This is a genomic window from Agarivorans gilvus (assembly GCF_001420915.1).
GTDB classification, from domain to species: domain Bacteria; phylum Pseudomonadota; class Gammaproteobacteria; order Enterobacterales; family Celerinatantimonadaceae; genus Agarivorans; species Agarivorans gilvus.
In genome coordinates this window covers 3,233,968-3,248,382 of sequence record NZ_CP013021.1, presented here as the reverse complement: position 1 = coordinate 3,248,382, position 14,415 = coordinate 3,233,968, and the positions used below count along the sequence as shown (strand labels likewise).

The 14,415-nt window shown below is 46.3% G+C and carries 21 protein-coding genes; 10 read left to right on the top strand and 11 right to left on the bottom strand.

Going from position 1 to position 14,415, the window contains the following annotated elements; all coding sequences use genetic code 11:
* Nucleotides 1–158: 158 nt before the first annotated feature.
* Nucleotides 159–749: a YjaG family protein gene (locus AR383_RS15355; RefSeq protein ID WP_055733923.1), complete on the bottom strand. Its 591-nt coding sequence runs from the start codon at nucleotides 747–749 to the stop codon at nucleotides 159–161.
* A 116-nt stretch (nucleotides 750–865) separates the two neighbouring features.
* Between AR383_RS15355 and AR383_RS15350 the strand changes: the two genes are divergently transcribed.
* Nucleotides 866–1,798, top strand: coding sequence for a D-2-hydroxyacid dehydrogenase (locus AR383_RS15350; protein WP_055733922.1), 933 nt, complete (start codon nucleotides 866–868; stop codon nucleotides 1,796–1,798).
* Between the two features lie 38 nt (nucleotides 1,799–1,836).
* Here the strand turns inward: AR383_RS15350 and AR383_RS15345 are convergent, their stop codons facing one another.
* Nucleotides 1,837–2,073: a TIGR02922 family protein gene (locus AR383_RS15345; protein ID WP_055733921.1), complete on the bottom strand. Its 237-nt coding sequence runs from the start codon at nucleotides 2,071–2,073 to the stop codon at nucleotides 1,837–1,839.
* Nucleotides 2,074–2,285: 212 nt separating this feature from the next.
* Here AR383_RS15345 and AR383_RS15340 point away from each other — a divergent pair, with 212 nt between their 5' ends.
* On the top strand, nucleotides 2,286–2,498 hold the full coding sequence (locus AR383_RS15340) for a DUF4177 domain-containing protein (protein ID WP_055733920.1): 213 nt from the start codon (nucleotides 2,286–2,288) through the stop codon (nucleotides 2,496–2,498).
* 2 nt (nucleotides 2,499–2,500) lie between these two features.
* The gene (locus AR383_RS15335) at nucleotides 2,501–2,884 is read left to right on the top strand and encodes a hypothetical protein (RefSeq protein ID WP_055733919.1); all 384 of its coding nucleotides are present in this window, start codon (nucleotides 2,501–2,503) and stop codon (nucleotides 2,882–2,884) included.
* Here AR383_RS15335 and AR383_RS21360 read toward each other — a convergent pair.
* From AR383_RS21360 to nudC, 6 genes are all read right to left on the bottom strand, one after another.
* Nucleotides 2,881–3,054 (bottom strand): PLDc N-terminal domain-containing protein, encoded by a 174-nt coding sequence (locus AR383_RS21360; RefSeq protein ID WP_083481638.1) that lies wholly within the window; start codon nucleotides 3,052–3,054, stop codon nucleotides 2,881–2,883. The genes AR383_RS15335 and AR383_RS21360 overlap by 4 nt on opposite strands.
* A 25-nt stretch (nucleotides 3,055–3,079) precedes the next feature.
* The gene (locus AR383_RS15330; protein ID WP_055733918.1) at nucleotides 3,080–3,403 is read right to left on the bottom strand and encodes a hypothetical protein; all 324 of its coding nucleotides are present in this window, start codon (nucleotides 3,401–3,403) and stop codon (nucleotides 3,080–3,082) included.
* Nucleotides 3,404–3,410: 7 nt separating this feature from the next.
* Complete coding sequence (locus AR383_RS22715) at nucleotides 3,411–3,668, bottom strand: TSUP family transporter (protein WP_198150162.1); 258 nt, start codon at nucleotides 3,666–3,668, stop codon at nucleotides 3,411–3,413.
* Nucleotides 3,629–4,147: a sulfite exporter TauE/SafE family protein gene (locus AR383_RS15325; RefSeq protein ID WP_198150161.1), complete on the bottom strand. Its 519-nt coding sequence runs from the start codon at nucleotides 4,145–4,147 to the stop codon at nucleotides 3,629–3,631. The genes AR383_RS22715 and AR383_RS15325 overlap by 40 nt, the downstream gene beginning before the upstream one ends.
* A 407-nt stretch (nucleotides 4,148–4,554) precedes the next feature.
* Nucleotides 4,555–5,619 carry a uroporphyrinogen decarboxylase gene (hemE, locus tag AR383_RS15320; protein ID WP_055733917.1) on the bottom strand — a complete coding sequence of 355 codons (1,065 nt, stop codon included), beginning with the start codon at nucleotides 5,617–5,619 and terminating at the stop codon, nucleotides 4,555–4,557.
* Nucleotides 5,620–5,686: 67 nt separating this feature from the next.
* Entirely contained in the window at nucleotides 5,687–6,487 is an 801-nt protein-coding gene (gene nudC / locus AR383_RS15315) for an NAD(+) diphosphatase (RefSeq protein WP_055733916.1), read from the bottom strand.
* 185 nt (nucleotides 6,488–6,672) lie between these two features.
* On the opposite strand from nudC, the gene AR383_RS15310 reads away from it, so the two are divergent.
* Nucleotides 6,673–7,152: an Rsd/AlgQ family anti-sigma factor gene (locus AR383_RS15310; RefSeq protein WP_055733915.1), complete on the top strand. Its 480-nt coding sequence runs from the start codon at nucleotides 6,673–6,675 to the stop codon at nucleotides 7,150–7,152.
* 75 nt (nucleotides 7,153–7,227) lie between these two features.
* Here AR383_RS15310 and fkpA read toward each other — a convergent pair whose 3' ends face one another.
* Nucleotides 7,228–7,995: an FKBP-type peptidyl-prolyl cis-trans isomerase gene (fkpA, locus tag AR383_RS15305; protein WP_055733914.1), complete on the bottom strand. Its 768-nt coding sequence runs from the start codon at nucleotides 7,993–7,995 to the stop codon at nucleotides 7,228–7,230.
* A 146-nt stretch (nucleotides 7,996–8,141) separates the two neighbouring features.
* Here fkpA and AR383_RS15300 point away from each other — a divergent pair, with 146 nt between their 5' ends.
* From AR383_RS15300 to AR383_RS22170, 4 genes are all read left to right on the top strand, one after another.
* Nucleotides 8,142–9,119: a WD40 repeat domain-containing protein gene (locus tag AR383_RS15300; RefSeq protein WP_083481637.1), complete on the top strand. Its 978-nt coding sequence runs from the start codon at nucleotides 8,142–8,144 to the stop codon at nucleotides 9,117–9,119.
* 4 nt (nucleotides 9,120–9,123) lie between these two features.
* On the top strand, nucleotides 9,124–9,345 hold the full coding sequence (locus AR383_RS15295; protein WP_055733913.1) for a SlyX family protein: 222 nt from the start codon (nucleotides 9,124–9,126) through the stop codon (nucleotides 9,343–9,345).
* A gap of 8 nt (nucleotides 9,346–9,353) precedes the next feature.
* Complete coding sequence (locus AR383_RS15290) at nucleotides 9,354–9,851, top strand: GNAT family N-acetyltransferase (RefSeq protein WP_055733912.1); 498 nt, start codon at nucleotides 9,354–9,356, stop codon at nucleotides 9,849–9,851.
* 275 nt (nucleotides 9,852–10,126) lie between these two features.
* Complete coding sequence (locus AR383_RS22170; RefSeq protein WP_229711250.1) at nucleotides 10,127–10,273, top strand: hypothetical protein; 147 nt, start codon at nucleotides 10,127–10,129, stop codon at nucleotides 10,271–10,273.
* A gap of 51 nt (nucleotides 10,274–10,324) precedes the next feature.
* Here AR383_RS22170 and AR383_RS15280 read toward each other — a convergent pair whose 3' ends face one another.
* On the bottom strand, nucleotides 10,325–10,528 hold the full coding sequence (locus AR383_RS15280; protein ID WP_055733911.1) for a YheV family putative zinc ribbon protein: 204 nt from the start codon (nucleotides 10,526–10,528) through the stop codon (nucleotides 10,325–10,327).
* A 101-nt stretch (nucleotides 10,529–10,629) separates the two neighbouring features.
* On the opposite strand from AR383_RS15280, the gene AR383_RS15275 reads away from it, so the two are divergent.
* Nucleotides 10,630–12,549 carry an ABC transporter ATP-binding protein gene (locus AR383_RS15275; protein WP_055733910.1) on the top strand — a complete coding sequence of 640 codons (1,920 nt, stop codon included), beginning with the start codon at nucleotides 10,630–10,632 and terminating at the stop codon, nucleotides 12,547–12,549.
* A 73-nt stretch (nucleotides 12,550–12,622) separates the two neighbouring features.
* On the top strand, nucleotides 12,623–12,970 hold the full coding sequence (locus AR383_RS15270) for a hypothetical protein (protein ID WP_055733909.1): 348 nt from the start codon (nucleotides 12,623–12,625) through the stop codon (nucleotides 12,968–12,970).
* Nucleotides 12,971–13,005: 35 nt separating this feature from the next.
* On the opposite strand, the gene mgtE is transcribed toward AR383_RS15270, so the two are convergent.
* Nucleotides 13,006–14,310, bottom strand: coding sequence for a magnesium transporter (gene mgtE, locus AR383_RS15265; protein ID WP_055733908.1), 1,305 nt, complete (start codon nucleotides 14,308–14,310; stop codon nucleotides 13,006–13,008).
* Between the last annotated feature and the right edge of the window lie 105 nt (nucleotides 14,311–14,415).

Genomic DNA, 14,415 nt, shown 5'->3' with positions numbered 1-14,415 from the left:
TATCTAAATCCTTTATGTTCGTTTAAATAATCCAGCTTCACTTTAAGAGAAAAAAAATCGCTGCGCAAAGAGTTTTTCCCCTTTCAAGCCTTGTTTGGCGGGGCTTTAACCAATTTATGCGTAAACAGTCACAAAAACACCGTTTAAATATTAGAGAATCACTCATTATCACTGTCTAAGCTGATCCCTAAATTACTTACACCTTGGTTAATCGCCAGCGTTTTCAAGGCTTGAAGCGAGGTTTTACTTCCGTCCAGCTGTTCAATATGGTCTAACAATTCGCTCTGAAAAGCCAACTCTTGAATCACTAATGCTTGATCCATTATTTGTTGTTCTGTTTGTTCGCCAAATTGCAGCTCAAGCAAGCTTAAAACACTCGCTAAAGAAGTTTGGCTAGCTTGTTCTGCTTCTTCGCCAGTGGCCTCTAACAAACAATTAAACAAGCAGTCCACCACTACACAGCAATCAAGCGCCGGATAGACCCCATACATGTCATAATCTTGGGGTTCGGGGATCAAGGCTTCAAAGCGCTCTCGTTGGGCACTGAAGTTAATTTTGGTTTTAGGGTGCATGACTCCCTCCCAAAATAACGCCAATAGTTTATTGAAGGCTGCATCATGCTCTAATTCCACAGCTTGGCAAAAAAGTAAGTAGTTAGGGGTCATTCTTTGCAATAAGCCAAGACAATATAACGACTGCTGCTGACTAGATAGGCGAGTTAGACGCTCTGTATCACAAGGGGTAAGCATGGTTTGCTCCGCACTCCATAAAACGATTAAGATAATTAGGGCTGGTGAACTGAGCAGCTTAACACTGCAGTGCAGCTTAGCGAAATGTCGTCTTATTACCCAACCGAAGGTCCACTATGCAAATCACTATTCTTAGCCCCGATGCTCAACAATATTATCAACTATTAGCGCCACAATTTCCTCACTGTGAGTGGTTTTGGGCAGAACAAACTGAGCAACTAAGTCAAGCGGCCTTACATAGTCAGGTCTTATTAGCCGCTCCGGCCGATGCAGCCGCGATACTCAACGACATGCCACAACTGACTTGGCTACATTCTACCTTTGCCGGAGTGGACGCACTGCTAGATACGGCCTTGCCTAGACACTATCAGCTCACCAATAGCCGCGGTGTATTTGGCCCACTCATGAGCGAATACGTGTTTTCACATCTGCTTGCCTTAACTCAACAGCACCAAGCTTATCGAGCCCAACAAGCTCAGCGTCTATGGCAAGCCCTGCCCCATCAAAGTTTACAGGGGAAAACCTTCTGTTGTATTGGTAGCGGCAACATCAGCCAACACCTCGCCACCACGGCAGCGCATTTTGCTATGAAGCCAATCGCCTTAAGCTATAGTGGCCAAACTAAAGCGCCCTTTGAGCAAGTGTTTTCATTTCAGCAAGGCTTACAAGCCTGCCGCCAAGCCGACGTGGTAGTGGCAGTATTGCCTAATACCCAAGCAACTCACAACATACTAAATCAGCAGTTCTTTGAGCACTTAGCCGATGAGGTTATCTTTTTTAATGTAGGGCGAGGCGCCACCGTAGATCACCAGGCGCTATTGGCATTTTTACAACAAAAGCCTAAAGCGAGGGCAATTATCGATGTATGCCAACCGGAACCGCTACCTGAAGACCACCCCCTATGGCAGCAAAGCAATTGCATTATTACTCCCCACATTGCTGCGCCTAGCAGGGTGAGTGATATTAGTCGGCTATTTGCTGAAAAATTGAAGGCTTACTTAGCGGGGCAAGAATTACCAGATAAGGTGGATTTTACTAAAGGCTATTAATGGAAGAGACGGTAAGCTTGGCTTACCGTTAATCTAGATCAGGCTTCGTCATCAAAAGAAATGTGCTTTTCAAGATCGAAAGCAGCAAAGGCGCGATCACCTAAAGAGTTTAGTACTTTAACTTCACCATCTAAGATGGCAATGATGATTTTCCCTTGTTTTTCTTCATTAGGAATAATCACTCGCCCTTTGGCGCTTTGCTTTAAACCTGACAGCACTTGCTGCTGTAACAGCAGAGGATTGTCTTCGTCATAATACAGCATGGTTACTTTCATAACTGGTTCCTAGGCCCTATCGCTCTCTAAGTGTGTCTATAAGGCCAAGCCTTTGATATTGATATCAAGAAGACACTAAAAATCGCGCATTAAAACGCGCTATTATTATCATGCCATTAACATTAGCACAGCTTTTTATAAATGCTTAACATTGGTTTTGTCTTTAAGCATAGCTTATAGTCGAACAAACAGTGATGAGGTGAAAAAACACAATGGCTTTTAAAGAATACAAAGTTATCGCAATTACCGAAGGCGCTTTAGGTACCTTGTTTTTAGGTGCGTCAGGCATGCCACTACAAAAAGTAGAGGCCACCCTAAACAAGGAGGCAAGTGAGGGCTGGCAAATGGTTTTCCAAGTCATCGAAAATCGCCGTTTTTGGCTGTTTTGGAGCCGAGAAACCGTGATTGTCACGCTAGGGCGTTAAGCATGTTAAACCGCCAGCACCTAGAGCAACAACAAGAACAGCTGCGCCAGCAAATTAATCGACTCTCAGCCGAGCAACGCAAACAGTTTTATCAAGCTTGGGAAAAACAAGTAAAAGACCCCGACAGCTACGCGGTACTCAATTATTTGTTGTTGGCGGGATTACACCACTTTTATTTACATAAATGGTTAAGGGGGGCTGTTAATTTACTGGTATCGCTAGTTGCACTGCTACTCTTGCTATTCGGTGTTTGGTCTTTAGGCCTTTGTTTATTGGTGGCGATTAGCCTAATCGAATTACCTGCCCTGTTTCGGGCAAACTTACAAGTATTGGCCTATAACAACCAAAAAATGCAGCAACTACTAGAGCAGGTTCAGCATAGTTAGTTCTTTGGTCCTTTAAACAGCCAAAGAATGAAACCTAAAACCGGAAAAGCGCAGATCAAAAATACCCACAGGTACTTTCTACCGATTTCTGCGCTGCTATTAATGATCTTCACGATGGCAAACATGTCGGTTACCAAGATACTGATGCCTAACAACAATGAAAAAGACATTGTGACTCCTCTAAATAAAAACGCCTCATTCTAAATCAATTCGCCGTTGTAATCTCAATAGAATTTGCTGTTGCTGCAGCGTCCGCTTATCGTTAGCCACTAAAGCTAAACGTTGCTCTATTATCCGCAGTTCAAAATAAAGCCAACTTCTTACAAATACCGAATACCGGGTATCTAAGCCATAGGCCTCTAAACAAGCATAATCTTGTTGTGGCGGTTGCTGGTAGAGCTTGGCTCGAGACGCCACCAGCACCTCACCAAGCCCTTGCTCAGAAGGCGCTTCACAAGCAAAGCTAACTGAATGAACGAATGCAACAACGAGCATAAGCAATATGCGAATAGGATTCATCTTCACCTCAAACTAATAACTTGGCAGCCATAACCAATAGCAGCAATGCAAAGGCTTGTTTCAATCTTTTAGCAGGCAAACGATAAGCCAAACGGCTCCCCAAACGGGCAAACAAAGCACTGCTGGCGATAATGCCGAACCAAGCGGGCAAATACACATACCCCAAACTCCAATCCGGCAATCCCGGTTGCTGCCAACCATTATAAATATAAGCACTGGTACCCACTACGGCGATGGGTAAACCACATACCGCGGCAACCGCCACCGCTTTGGGGCGGGCACGCCAAACCAACTCAAACAAGGAAACATAATCGTGCCACCGCCAATACCAAACATTGCCGAAATTGTGCCCACTAGCGCACCTATAATACTGGTGCCGGTAGCGCCCGGTAAACAGCGCTGCGCTTTAGGGGTTCGACCAAATGCCATGTAAGCCGCCATGACTAATAAAAAGCCAGCAAAGTACCAAGTTAATTGTTGCGCTGCCAATTGAGTGGCAATCCCAGCCCCTAGCATGGCACCAAAAACAATCCCGATACCCAATCGTTTAACGATGGTTAGATCAATCGAGCCTCGACAATAGTGTGCGTAACTAGCACTAGTGGCAGTCACCAGAATAGAAGCCAGGGATGTTCCAATGGCTAAATGAATGGCCGACTCACTGGCAAAACCCATTGCAGCAAAGCTACCAATCAATACCGGCACAATAACCAAACCGCCGCCAATGCCAAATAAACCTGACATTAATCCTGCTACTGCTCCCACTAGCAGAAAGTTAAAGAACATCACAATAGTATCAAGCTATTAGTTATTTTTTATGTGTGCTTCAGTCTGCGTTAAGCGCGCTTGATGCGCAAGTGAATCACTGAGATTAGTCTGCAAAGAAGAGACTGGAGACAGGTCATGTGAGCCGCCAACCCGTTTTAGTTTGTAGGTCAGTACAACTAAAACCATTAACAGAAGGACGATGCCGATTTGGAAAGGAGATTTCATCTAATAAGCTCTCTATTACGGTTTAACGAACTTCATCCGTAAAGAGTTCTAAGGTAACGCAATATAGCACAATGTAGCGAAATATCGATGACATTTAGATAAATAAGACAAAAGTTTTCCTTTTGCCTTATTTAAATCCAAGATATGAATAAACGAGTCTAAGGGTGATACTTCTGGCTTAGCTCGTGCACCGCGTCAATGAATGCGCCAGCATGCTCAGGATTAACATCCGGGTGAATGCCATGGCCTAAGTTAAATACATGGCCAGTTCCCTCGCCAAAGCCCTCTAGTATTGTTTCCACTTCTTGGCGGATCCGAGGGATTGGCGCATACAACATAGAAGGATCCATGTTGCCTTGCAGAGCGACTTTGTCACCCACCCGTCGCTTAGCATCGGCAATATTAATCGTCCAATCTAAACCCAGTGCGTCACATCCAGTAGCCGCAATTTGCTCTAACCACTGGCCACCATTTTTGGTAAACAAGGTCACTGGCACCCTTCTGCCATCGGCTTCGCGGCACAAACCATCTACAATTTTATGCATATAGGACAGCGAAAATTCTTGGTAATCCCGAGGTGATAATACCCCACCCCAGGTATCGAAGATCATCACCGACTGAGCTCCGGCGGCAATTTGCGCGTTTAAATACGAAATCACCGAATCAGCTAGCTTATCTAACAGCAGGTGCAGCGTTTGTGGCTCGCTAAAAGCCATTTTCTTAATGCCGGCAAAAGACTTGGTGGTTCCACCTTCCACCATGTAGGTGGCCAAGGTCCAGGGGCTACCAGAAAAGCCAATAAGCGGCACTTCACCTTTTAACTCACGTTTAATGGTGCGCACCGCGTTCATCACATAAGCCAACTCTTGCTCAGGATCGGGAACGCCTAGGGCTTCAACCTGAGCTTTACTGATAACCGGACGTTCAAACTTAGGACCTTCTCCACTGGAGAAGTACAAACCCAGTCCCATCGCATCGGGGATGGTGAGAATATCGGAAAACAAGATTGCTGCATCAAGCTTAAAGCGACGCAGTGGTTGCAGAGTCACTTCACAGGCTAAATCGGCATCTCGACACACCGTCATAAAGTCACCCGCGCCAGCGCGCACTTCTCGATATTCAGGCAAATAACGACCCGCTTGGCGCATCATCCAAACCGGTGTATGGTCTACCGGTTGTTTTAACAGTGCGCGTAAATAGCGATCATTTTTCAGTTCCGACATGCAGCGTTCCTAATCATGTTAAATTTTAGCTAGTGCATTGTAACGAGCTACATTAACAACTCAAGCCTTAGTGCTGCGAACTGCAAGTTTGATGCAACCAATGCTCAATCATTTCTCGAGCAATAGTGCCATGTGGCGGTAAATTGGGCAGTTTGTCTGGCTCAAACCACTGAACATCACACAGTTCGCGACGGTCTATATTCAACTCTCCTGAGTCATACTCTGCAAAATAAGCCGCCATTAAAGAATGAGGGAAAGCCCAAGGTTGGCTCTTCCAATAACGCAGGTTTTTAATCTTAACCCCAGTTTCCTCGCGCACTTCACGGTGTACCGTTTGCTCAAGCGTTTCGCCCGCTTCCACAAATCCGGCGATCGCCGTATAAATAGGCCAATCTTTTTGTTGATGGCGTCGATGGTTCGCCAATAACAATCGTTTACCATCACTAATTAATACGATGATACTGGGTGATATTCTCGGATAAGCGCGAAAGCCACAGTGTTCACACTGCATGGCCAACTCCCAATCAACCCGTTGTAAGCTTTCCCCACAACAACCACAAAAACGGTGAGTTTTAAGAAACAAGGCAAACTGTTGCGCTTTTCCAACTAAATCAAATACGCTTGGGCTAAGCAGTGCCATGGAGCTGCGTAAATCCATCCACTCTCCCATACCCAAATCCAGCGGCTCAGCCAGCTCTAAGCGAATACAAGCTTCGCCCTTATAATGGGCAAAACGTTCAGCTTTTGACGTATCTAAAGAGGGGACCGGTAAATCGTCTAAGTCACCGTAAGGAATGTGCTCGCCATGTGGGATCACCAAGATTTGCCGCTCACAAGTGAAAAACCACCAGCCAAATTGTTTATCCAAAGTTTCTCCTTGCTCTATCCTGCACTTGCTCAGTAAGCGAATAATGACCAAGCTTACACGACATAACAAGCTTTTCACTAACAACAAATGTTTAGCACTCCGCACTTAAGCTAAATACCAGTTGACGAGAGCAAGGAATTTATTTAGTTATAGATAGACTATTTAGGGGATGAAGGAGCAAGGGCATGCTAAGAAAAGTAGAACAAGCTCAGGCTAAATGGGGTGGTGCCAGCCAAGTAATCGATGCTTGGTTAAGCGCACGAAAAAAATTACTCATAGCCTATTGTGAGTTGGCCGGCCTGCCACCTTATGACAAGCTCGACCGCTCCCTTCCTGACGCCTCCAAAATTTCTCAATTCTGCGAACAACTAGTTGATTATGTCTCTACTGGACATTTCGAAATTTATGAGCAAATCGTAAATGAATGTGCCAACGATGGTGATACAACTCCCGGAGAACGGCTATTACCGCTAATCACTGAGACCACCGACATCGCCTTGTCGTTTAACGATAGCTACGCTGAAGTGGATGAAAATATTGAACTCAATAGTTTTGACCGCGACTTGTCGCAACTGGGACAGGAGATGGAAGAGCGCTTTGAAGTAGAAGATGAACTACTCGATCACCTTTATCAGCACAGTCAACAGCAAGCCGCCGCAGAATAAGCTCGGCTGGTTTCTACCGCGAAAACAAAAAAGCAGCATCTAAATGCTGCTTTTTTACGGCCATTTTTCGGCAATTTAGCTCGCTGGAGTTTCTTCCGCAGGAGCGTCTGCTTTTTCAATGTCGATTAATTCAACTTCGAACACTAGAACTGAGTTAGGTGGAATGCTACCAGCACCACTTTCACCGTAACCAAGTTCTGCTGGAATAAAGAACTTGTATTTAGCGCCTTTAGACATTAACTGAACGCCTTCAGTCCAACCTGGAATAACGCGGTTCAATGGGAAGGTCGCTGGCTCACCACGGTCGTAAGAACTATCGAAAGGCGTTCCATCGGTAAGTGTGCCTTTGTAGTGAACAGTCACAGTATCGGCTGCGCTTGGCTTGTCGCCTTCAGCATCAGTTAATACTTCAAACTGTAGGCCAGACTCAGTTACCGTTACGCCTTCACGAGCTGCGTTATCGGCTAAGAATTTTTCACTTTCCGCTTTTGCAGAAGCAGCATCGGCTTCAGCTTTAGCTTGCACTAAACCGGCTAGTTTTTCGTCTAACGCTTTAAGTGTTGACTGAATTTCTTCTTCAGACATAGACACTTCGCCACCTAAGCCGTCTTCCATGCCTTTTAAAACTAAAGCATTGTCTAGCTCAAGGCCCAATTCTTTTTGCTGCTCTAAAGTTGTGGCAATGTAGCGAGATACCGATGCACCAATGGCATAGGCTTGCTGTTGCTCTGCTGTTTCTAAGGCAACTTGTGCTGCCGCAGTTGTTTCAGCTTTCTCTTCTTGACAGCCAGTAACGGCAAAAATCGAGGCGGCTAAAACCGACACGGCAAAATACTTTTTCATTCAATTATCTCCATTAGAGTCGCTTTAAATCTGTGGCGTGTGTGCAAGATCATTATGAATAATTAAACACTTAGCCGACAAAGCCCTTATACTAACCCTATTAGTCAATACAACCTAGTGACAGTTCCGTAAAATTACGCAAAAAGATGATATCTATTAAACGCTTTGTGATCCTCTTAGTCGCTATACTCATCAGCAGTTGCAGTGACGACCTGCCTCCCCTTAACAGCTGGGAACAAGCCGTTGAGGGTGCCTATGCCGCGGATTTATCGGCCGATGGGCGTCTTAGCATGGTCTCATCGATCCACCATGGTTTGAGCCTATGGGATGTAAAACAACAACGTCAACTGTTTCAGTGGAGTCACCAAAACCAACAAAACAATCAGGTTTTTCTGGTTAAAATTGCTGAAGGCAATCACTTTGCCATCAGTGCCAGCCGTGATGATTTTGTAGTATGGAATATTAAGACTGGCCAAGCCCTTGGTTATTGGCGACTTAGCGAATCCAGCATTCGGGATGTAGCCTTATCCAGCAACGGCCAACAAGTATTACTGGGACTTGGCAACGGCAAGGTCATCCATCTCGATTTACAAACCGGTCGCCGCTTAGAGTTTTTAGGCCACAGCGAAAAGATCAACTCGGTGGCGCTGTCGGCCAATGGCCGTTACGCCCTCACCGGAGGCAACGATTACCAAGCACTATTTTGGGATACCCAAACCGCCCAGGTACTGTTGCGTTTCCCCCACCCCGGACGAGTCTCTTCAGTGGCCTTACAAAGTGACGGCCGCTATGCCTTTACTTCTGATAACGGCAAACTAGCAAGAATTTGGGCCTTACCCAGTGGTGAGCAGGTGAGTCAGTTAAAGCTCACCGCCAGACAAAATATTTTTTCTTATGTCACTTTTGCTAATCAAGGTGAATGGTTAATCACCGGCTCAGCCGCCAGAAAACTCAGCTTGTGGCATGTTAAAAGCGGCCAGTTATTGCAAGATTGGTTGGTCACCCCCCACCAAAAAACCCGCCCTAAAAGCGCAGTTGTGTATAGTGCGGCGATGCTTGATAATGAGCGCTTAGCGAGCGCCAGCTCGAGTGGTTTAGTAGAAGTTTGGCAAATAAATAAGTAGCGCAATGAAGCAACAACAATTAGAAGACATTATCGAGAGCCTTGAAACCAAATTGGCTTTTCAAGACGATACCATTGAGCAGCTCAACCTTGCTTTACAGGATCAACAGCAACAACTGGATACTTTACAGCATCAATTCAAATTAATTAGAGCCAAGTTGTTTGATGGTGACGCCGGTAATGCCGTGGCACCTCAAGAACAAGAAACACCTCCTCCTCACTATTAGTAGCCTCTATGACTTACCAATTTCGTTTAGCCGAAGCAGCCGACTTACCCGCAATTGTTGCGATCTATAACTCCACCATCGCTTCTCGCCAAGTCACCGCGGATACCGAGCCGCAAAGCGTCGCGTCACGGCAAGCCTGGTTTGACCAACACCAACACCCTAAGCGCCCTTTATATGTTGTAGAACAACAGCAACAAGTAATAGCTTGGCTTAGCTTTAGCGACTTTTATGGCCGCCCCGCTTACCAGCACAGCGCCGAAATCAGTCTCTATTTAGCCGAGTCGCAACGCGGCAAGGGCTTAGGTAAACGCTTATTACAAGAGGCCGAAACCATAGCCAAGCAATTAGGCATTGAAGTGCTGCTGGCTTTTATCTTTAGCCACAACACGCCTAGCATCGCGCTATTTGAGAAGCTGGCCTATCAACCTTGGGGCAAGCTGCCTAATGTGGCGAGAATGGACGGGCAAGACTACAGTCTAAGCATCCTTGGCAAGCCACTTAACTAGGCCTTTAAGCGTGCAAGACAAGCTTAATATTCATTATTATCAAGGATCTTTGGCAGAAGGCCTACAAGTTGAGGCAGCCATTCCTGAGTTCCAAGAGCAAATACTGAACAAATACTCCAGCAGCGACTAGCAGGAAAGGCAAGGCTCATTCTACTGGTTAGCCATAATAAGCAGCCGCTTGCTTACCAGCTCGGTTATCAATTAAATAAGCATGAATTTTACAGCTGCTTAGGCGGCATAATGCTGGCCTATCGTAAACGGGGATAGCCACTCGCTTGCGCAAACAGCAAGAAGCTTGGGCCATGGAGCATGGTTATCAAAGGATTAGCGTAAAATCGATGAGTTGTTATCCGTCGATGTTGCGCTTATTAATGGCTAGTGGCTACCAAATGGTCGGATTTGAAGACAATGGCAGTCCGTAGAAGAGTAAAATTTGTTTTTGCAAACCGCATTAAGCCTGTTTCAAGGGACCGCTAAGGCTTAAATAAACCGATGATATCTTGCTCTGGACTAGCCTGTTGCTGCTTAGGCCGCTCGGCACGATAATCACAGCTCACGCATTCAATAAACTCGTTTTCTTCAGAGCTATTACTCGCCGTTTCAACAATTAGACGAATAGAGTCGTGCTCACCACAGGCGGGGCAGACTGCGCCTGCAATAAATCGATGTCTTGCCATTATTAACTCAACTTTGCTTTTGACGGTTGCTATGCGGCCTTCACCACATCAGGTATCATAGCGGCATTATTGCATAGTTTAAGCAGCACATAACACCCAGCATGATCGTAGCCAACAACATTAGCCTGCAACGTGGCAGCAAATTTCTCTTAGCCGATACCAGCCTGACTATTCATCCCGGCCAAAAAGTGGGTCTGGTAGGACAAAATGGCTGTGGCAAGTCATCTTTATTCGCCTTACTAAAACAACAACTTCATGTTGACGCGGGCGATCTCTCCATCCCCAGTAAATGGGCCATTGCTAGCGTTGCTCAAGAAACCCCCGCCTTAGAACGTAGAGCAATTGACTATGTCATTGATGGCGATATGGAATACCGACAACTAGAGCAAGACATTGCCGCGGCCGAGGCGGCCAATCAGGGTGAACTCATCGCCACTCTGCATACCAAAATGGACACCATTGGCGGCTATCAAATTACCACCAAAGCGGCAGAACTACTGGCTGGCTTGGGTTTTAGTGAAGCCAGCCAACAACAAAGCGTGAGTGACTTCTCCGGTGGTTGGCGGATGCGCCTTAACTTAGCTCAAGCGCTACTGGTTCGCTCCGACTTGTTGTTATTGGATGAACCCACCAACCACTTGGACTTAGATACCGTAGTGTGGCTAGAACAGTGGCTGAAACGCTACCCCGGCACCTTAATTCTGATTTCTCACGACCGCGATTTCCTAGATAACATTGTGAATCGCATCGTGCATATTGAGCATCAAAAGCTCAATGAATATACCGGTAGTTATTCAGACTTCGAACAAATGCGCGCTACTCACCTAGCCCAACAACAAGCGATGTATGAGAAGCAGCAGCGCGAACGCGCCCACATGCAAAGCTTTGTCGACCGGTTTCGTTACAAAGCCAGTAAGGCAAAGCAAGCCCAGAGCCGCCTTAAAGCCTTAGAAAAAATGGAAGTGATTAGCCAAGCGCACGTTGATTCCCAATTTAGTTTTCGCTTTAGAGAACCCGACAGCTTGCCACTACCACTACTCACCATGGAAAAGGTCAGTGCTGGTTACCAAGATAAAACCATTCTAGAACAGGTGAAATTTAACCTAGTACCGGGCAGCCGGATAGGCTTATTAGGGCGCAATGGCGCGGGTAAATCGACTTTTATTAAATTGCTTTCGGGCGAACTTAAAGCGCTGGCTGGAAATGTTGAAATCAACAAAATGGCCAAAGTAGGTTACTTTGCCCAGCATCAATTAGAAACACTGCGTTCTGAAGACAGTCCGATGCAGCACTTGCAGCGACTGGCCCCTACCACCAGCGAAGCTGACTTGCGTAAATACTTGGGTAGTTTTGGTTTTCAAGGGGATAAGGCCTTAGAAGCTGTGGCACCGTTTAGTGGTGGTGAAAAAGCCCGCTTGGTATTGGCCTTAGTAGTATGGCAAAAGCCCAACCTATTGTTGCTGGATGAGCCCACCAACCACCTCGACTTAGAAATGCGTCATGCTTTGACCTTAGCGCTACAAGAATTTACCGGTGCGATGATTATTGTATCGCACGACCGAGCACTACTGCGTGCTACTACCGATGAGTTTTATTTGGTTGATAGCCAGCGCGTATCCCCTTTTAACGGTGACCTAGATGACTACCAGCAATGGTTAAGCCAAGCCAATCGCGCCGAAAGCAGCAGCCCTAGCTCAAGCAACGCGAATAACCCGGTTAACCTGCGTAAAGAGCAAAAACGCCGAGAAGCCGAATTTCGCCAGCAAACTAAAGCGCTACGTAAGGAGTTAGAAAGCTTGGAAAAACGTAGCACTAAAGCTCAGCAAAGCCTAGATGAAATTGAACAGAAAATGGCTGAGCCAGAGCTCTATGAAGCGGATAACAAAGCCACTTTACAGCAGTATCTACAGCAGCAGGCGCAGCTAAAAAGCGAACTCGAAGAGACCGAATTAGCGTGGTTTGAACTTCAAGAAGAGTTAGAGCAACAACAGCAAGCTTTTGGTATAGAAGCCAAGCCCTAAATCACTTGACCGGCAGCTTGAGTGCAGTAAAGTGACTAGCAATAAAAATATTAATAATTATTCAAGGATGTATATGAATAAGTCACTAGAACTCACTCGCTTGGTACTCGCAATAGTCTTAATTGTGGTAGGGATAGCGGTCATCGGCTACGTACTACCACAAACTATCAGCTTAGTGACCTTACCGCATGATGCGCCATTTATGCAGGACTTTTTTAATTGGTTAATGGCCGATACCGACGCCATTATCACCCAAGTCAGCGAAGAATTTTTCGAGATATTCCAAACCTTTATCAAAGTCATCGTGTTGATCGTTTTTCTTTGGGTCTGTGTTAAATTGGTTTATCTAGGGCTGATGATTATTCGTGAGGGCGTGGGACTTATCCGCCCCACTGAAAGCAAACAGAAAAAAGCCGATTAAGCCCATAGCGGGGTAATCTCCCCCGCTAATCCCCACTATATGGCTAGGACCAAACTGGCTAAGCTGAAATAAACCAATACGCCGGTTACGTCAGCAATGGTGGCCACCAATGGCCCTGATGCCGTAGCAGGGTCCATTTTAATTTTATTCAGCATAAAGGGCAGGCTCAAACCAACTAACGAGCCGGCTAGCACAATAATCACCATCGACATTGATACGATGATAGCCACTTCCGGCCCACCTCGATAAACGCCCACGCCATATACCGCAATTGCCATAGTAAGCCCCAAGGAAAAACCGACTAACAATTCTCTGGCAAATAGTTTCGACCAGTCGCTTTTATCTACCTCTCCGGTAGCCAAGGCGCGTACCATCAAGGCTGCAGCTTGAGAGCCTGCATTACCACCACTACCTATCAGCAAAGGCAAGAAGAACACCAAGGCAACATGGCTGGAAATAGTATCTTCAAAGTGGGCAATTCCGGCACCCGAAAACATTGCGCCAAATACCAACAATACTAACCATAATACCCGCTTACGATACAGCTCCCAGATACTGACTCGGTCAACGGTTTCATCCAACTTGCCCACCGAAGCACTTTTTTGCGCATCTTCGGTGGCTTCTTCTTCAGCCGCATCCATCGCATCATCATAGGTAACGATGCCGACTAGCTTTTGCTGCTCGTCCACCACGGGTAGCGCCAATAAGTCATAGTGGCGAATTTGGTGGGCTGCGGTCTCCTGAGTTTGATCCACCGTCACCGACACCACTTCGCTACGCATTAAGTCACTCACTGCGGTATCGGGTGAAGCTAAAATCAACTCGCGAAGCGAGATGGTACCGAGTAAACGGCGCTCCCGGTCGATAACGTAGGTCTGATAGATGGTTTCTTTATCGGGCGCTTCCAAACGCAATTGCTTTAAGGCTCGGCTCACCACCCAGTGTTCTTTCAAGGTGGCGTAATCGGAAGTCATGATCGAGCCCACCGTGCCCTCGGCATAGCTGGCCAGCTTACGTAAGTCTTCTCGTTCGGCCTGAGCTAGGCCCGGCAATACCATGGCGCGCTGTTCGTCATCTAAGGCATTAAATAAGTCGGCCCGTTCGTCGGCCTCCATACGCGAAAACAAGGCTGCTAATTTATGTCGCTTCATTAAAGCCGCAACATCGGCTTGCATATAAGGAGGCAGATAAGAAAACACTTTAGCGCGATCGGCCAAGGAGAACATCGAGATCAGCGGTAAGGCTTCCTTAGGTGCAAATTCAGCTAAGGCTTGGCCGATATCGGCAAAGTGGTATTCATCAAGAGTGGAACGAAGAGTTAACTTATCTAAGTTAACCAGAGCAAGCTCTAATTTTGTTGAAGATGTGCCATTTACTGCTCCAGCATTCGCATAGAGCTAGCCATTAAGCAGACAGTCTATACGAAGAAATAGTGTACGATTGGA

Excerpts from the sequence above, each read along its gene's own strand:
- AR383_RS21360 (WP_083481638.1), bottom strand. The coding sequence starts at position 3,054 with ATGTCTTTTTCATTGTTGTTAGGCATCAGTATCTTGGTAACCGACATG.
- AR383_RS15330 (WP_055733918.1), bottom strand. The coding sequence starts at position 3,403 with ATGAATCCTATTCGCATATTGCTTATGCTCGTTGTTGCATTCGTTCAT.
- fkpA (WP_055733914.1), bottom strand. The coding sequence starts at position 7,995 with ATGAAAAAGTATTTTGCCGTGTCGGTTTTAGCCGCCTCGATTTTTGCC.
- AR383_RS15270 (WP_055733909.1), top strand. The coding sequence starts at position 12,623 with ATGAATAAGTCACTAGAACTCACTCGCTTGGTACTCGCAATAGTCTTA.
- AR383_RS15340 (WP_055733920.1), top strand. The coding sequence starts at position 2,286 with ATGGCTTTTAAAGAATACAAAGTTATCGCAATTACCGAAGGCGCTTTA.
- AR383_RS15355 (WP_055733923.1), bottom strand. The coding sequence starts at position 749 with ATGCTTACCCCTTGTGATACAGAGCGTCTAACTCGCCTATCTAGTCAG.
- AR383_RS15335 (WP_055733919.1), top strand. The coding sequence starts at position 2,501 with ATGTTAAACCGCCAGCACCTAGAGCAACAACAAGAACAGCTGCGCCAG.
- AR383_RS15345 (WP_055733921.1), bottom strand. The coding sequence starts at position 2,073 with ATGAAAGTAACCATGCTGTATTATGACGAAGACAATCCTCTGCTGTTA.
- AR383_RS15275 (WP_055733910.1), top strand. The coding sequence starts at position 10,630 with ATGATCGTAGCCAACAACATTAGCCTGCAACGTGGCAGCAAATTTCTC.
- AR383_RS15300 (WP_083481637.1), top strand. The coding sequence starts at position 8,142 with ATGATATCTATTAAACGCTTTGTGATCCTCTTAGTCGCTATACTCATC.
- AR383_RS15350 (WP_055733922.1), top strand. The coding sequence starts at position 866 with ATGCAAATCACTATTCTTAGCCCCGATGCTCAACAATATTATCAACTA.
- hemE (WP_055733917.1), bottom strand. The coding sequence starts at position 5,619 with ATGTCGGAACTGAAAAATGATCGCTATTTACGCGCACTGTTAAAACAA.
- AR383_RS15290 (WP_055733912.1), top strand. The coding sequence starts at position 9,354 with ATGACTTACCAATTTCGTTTAGCCGAAGCAGCCGACTTACCCGCAATT.
- AR383_RS15280 (WP_055733911.1), bottom strand. The coding sequence starts at position 10,528 with ATGGCAAGACATCGATTTATTGCAGGCGCAGTCTGCCCCGCCTGTGGT.
- AR383_RS15295 (WP_055733913.1), top strand. The coding sequence starts at position 9,124 with ATGAAGCAACAACAATTAGAAGACATTATCGAGAGCCTTGAAACCAAA.
- AR383_RS15310 (WP_055733915.1), top strand. The coding sequence starts at position 6,673 with ATGCTAAGAAAAGTAGAACAAGCTCAGGCTAAATGGGGTGGTGCCAGC.
- AR383_RS15325 (WP_198150161.1), bottom strand. The coding sequence starts at position 4,147 with ATGTCAGGTTTATTTGGCATTGGCGGCGGTTTGGTTATTGTGCCGGTA.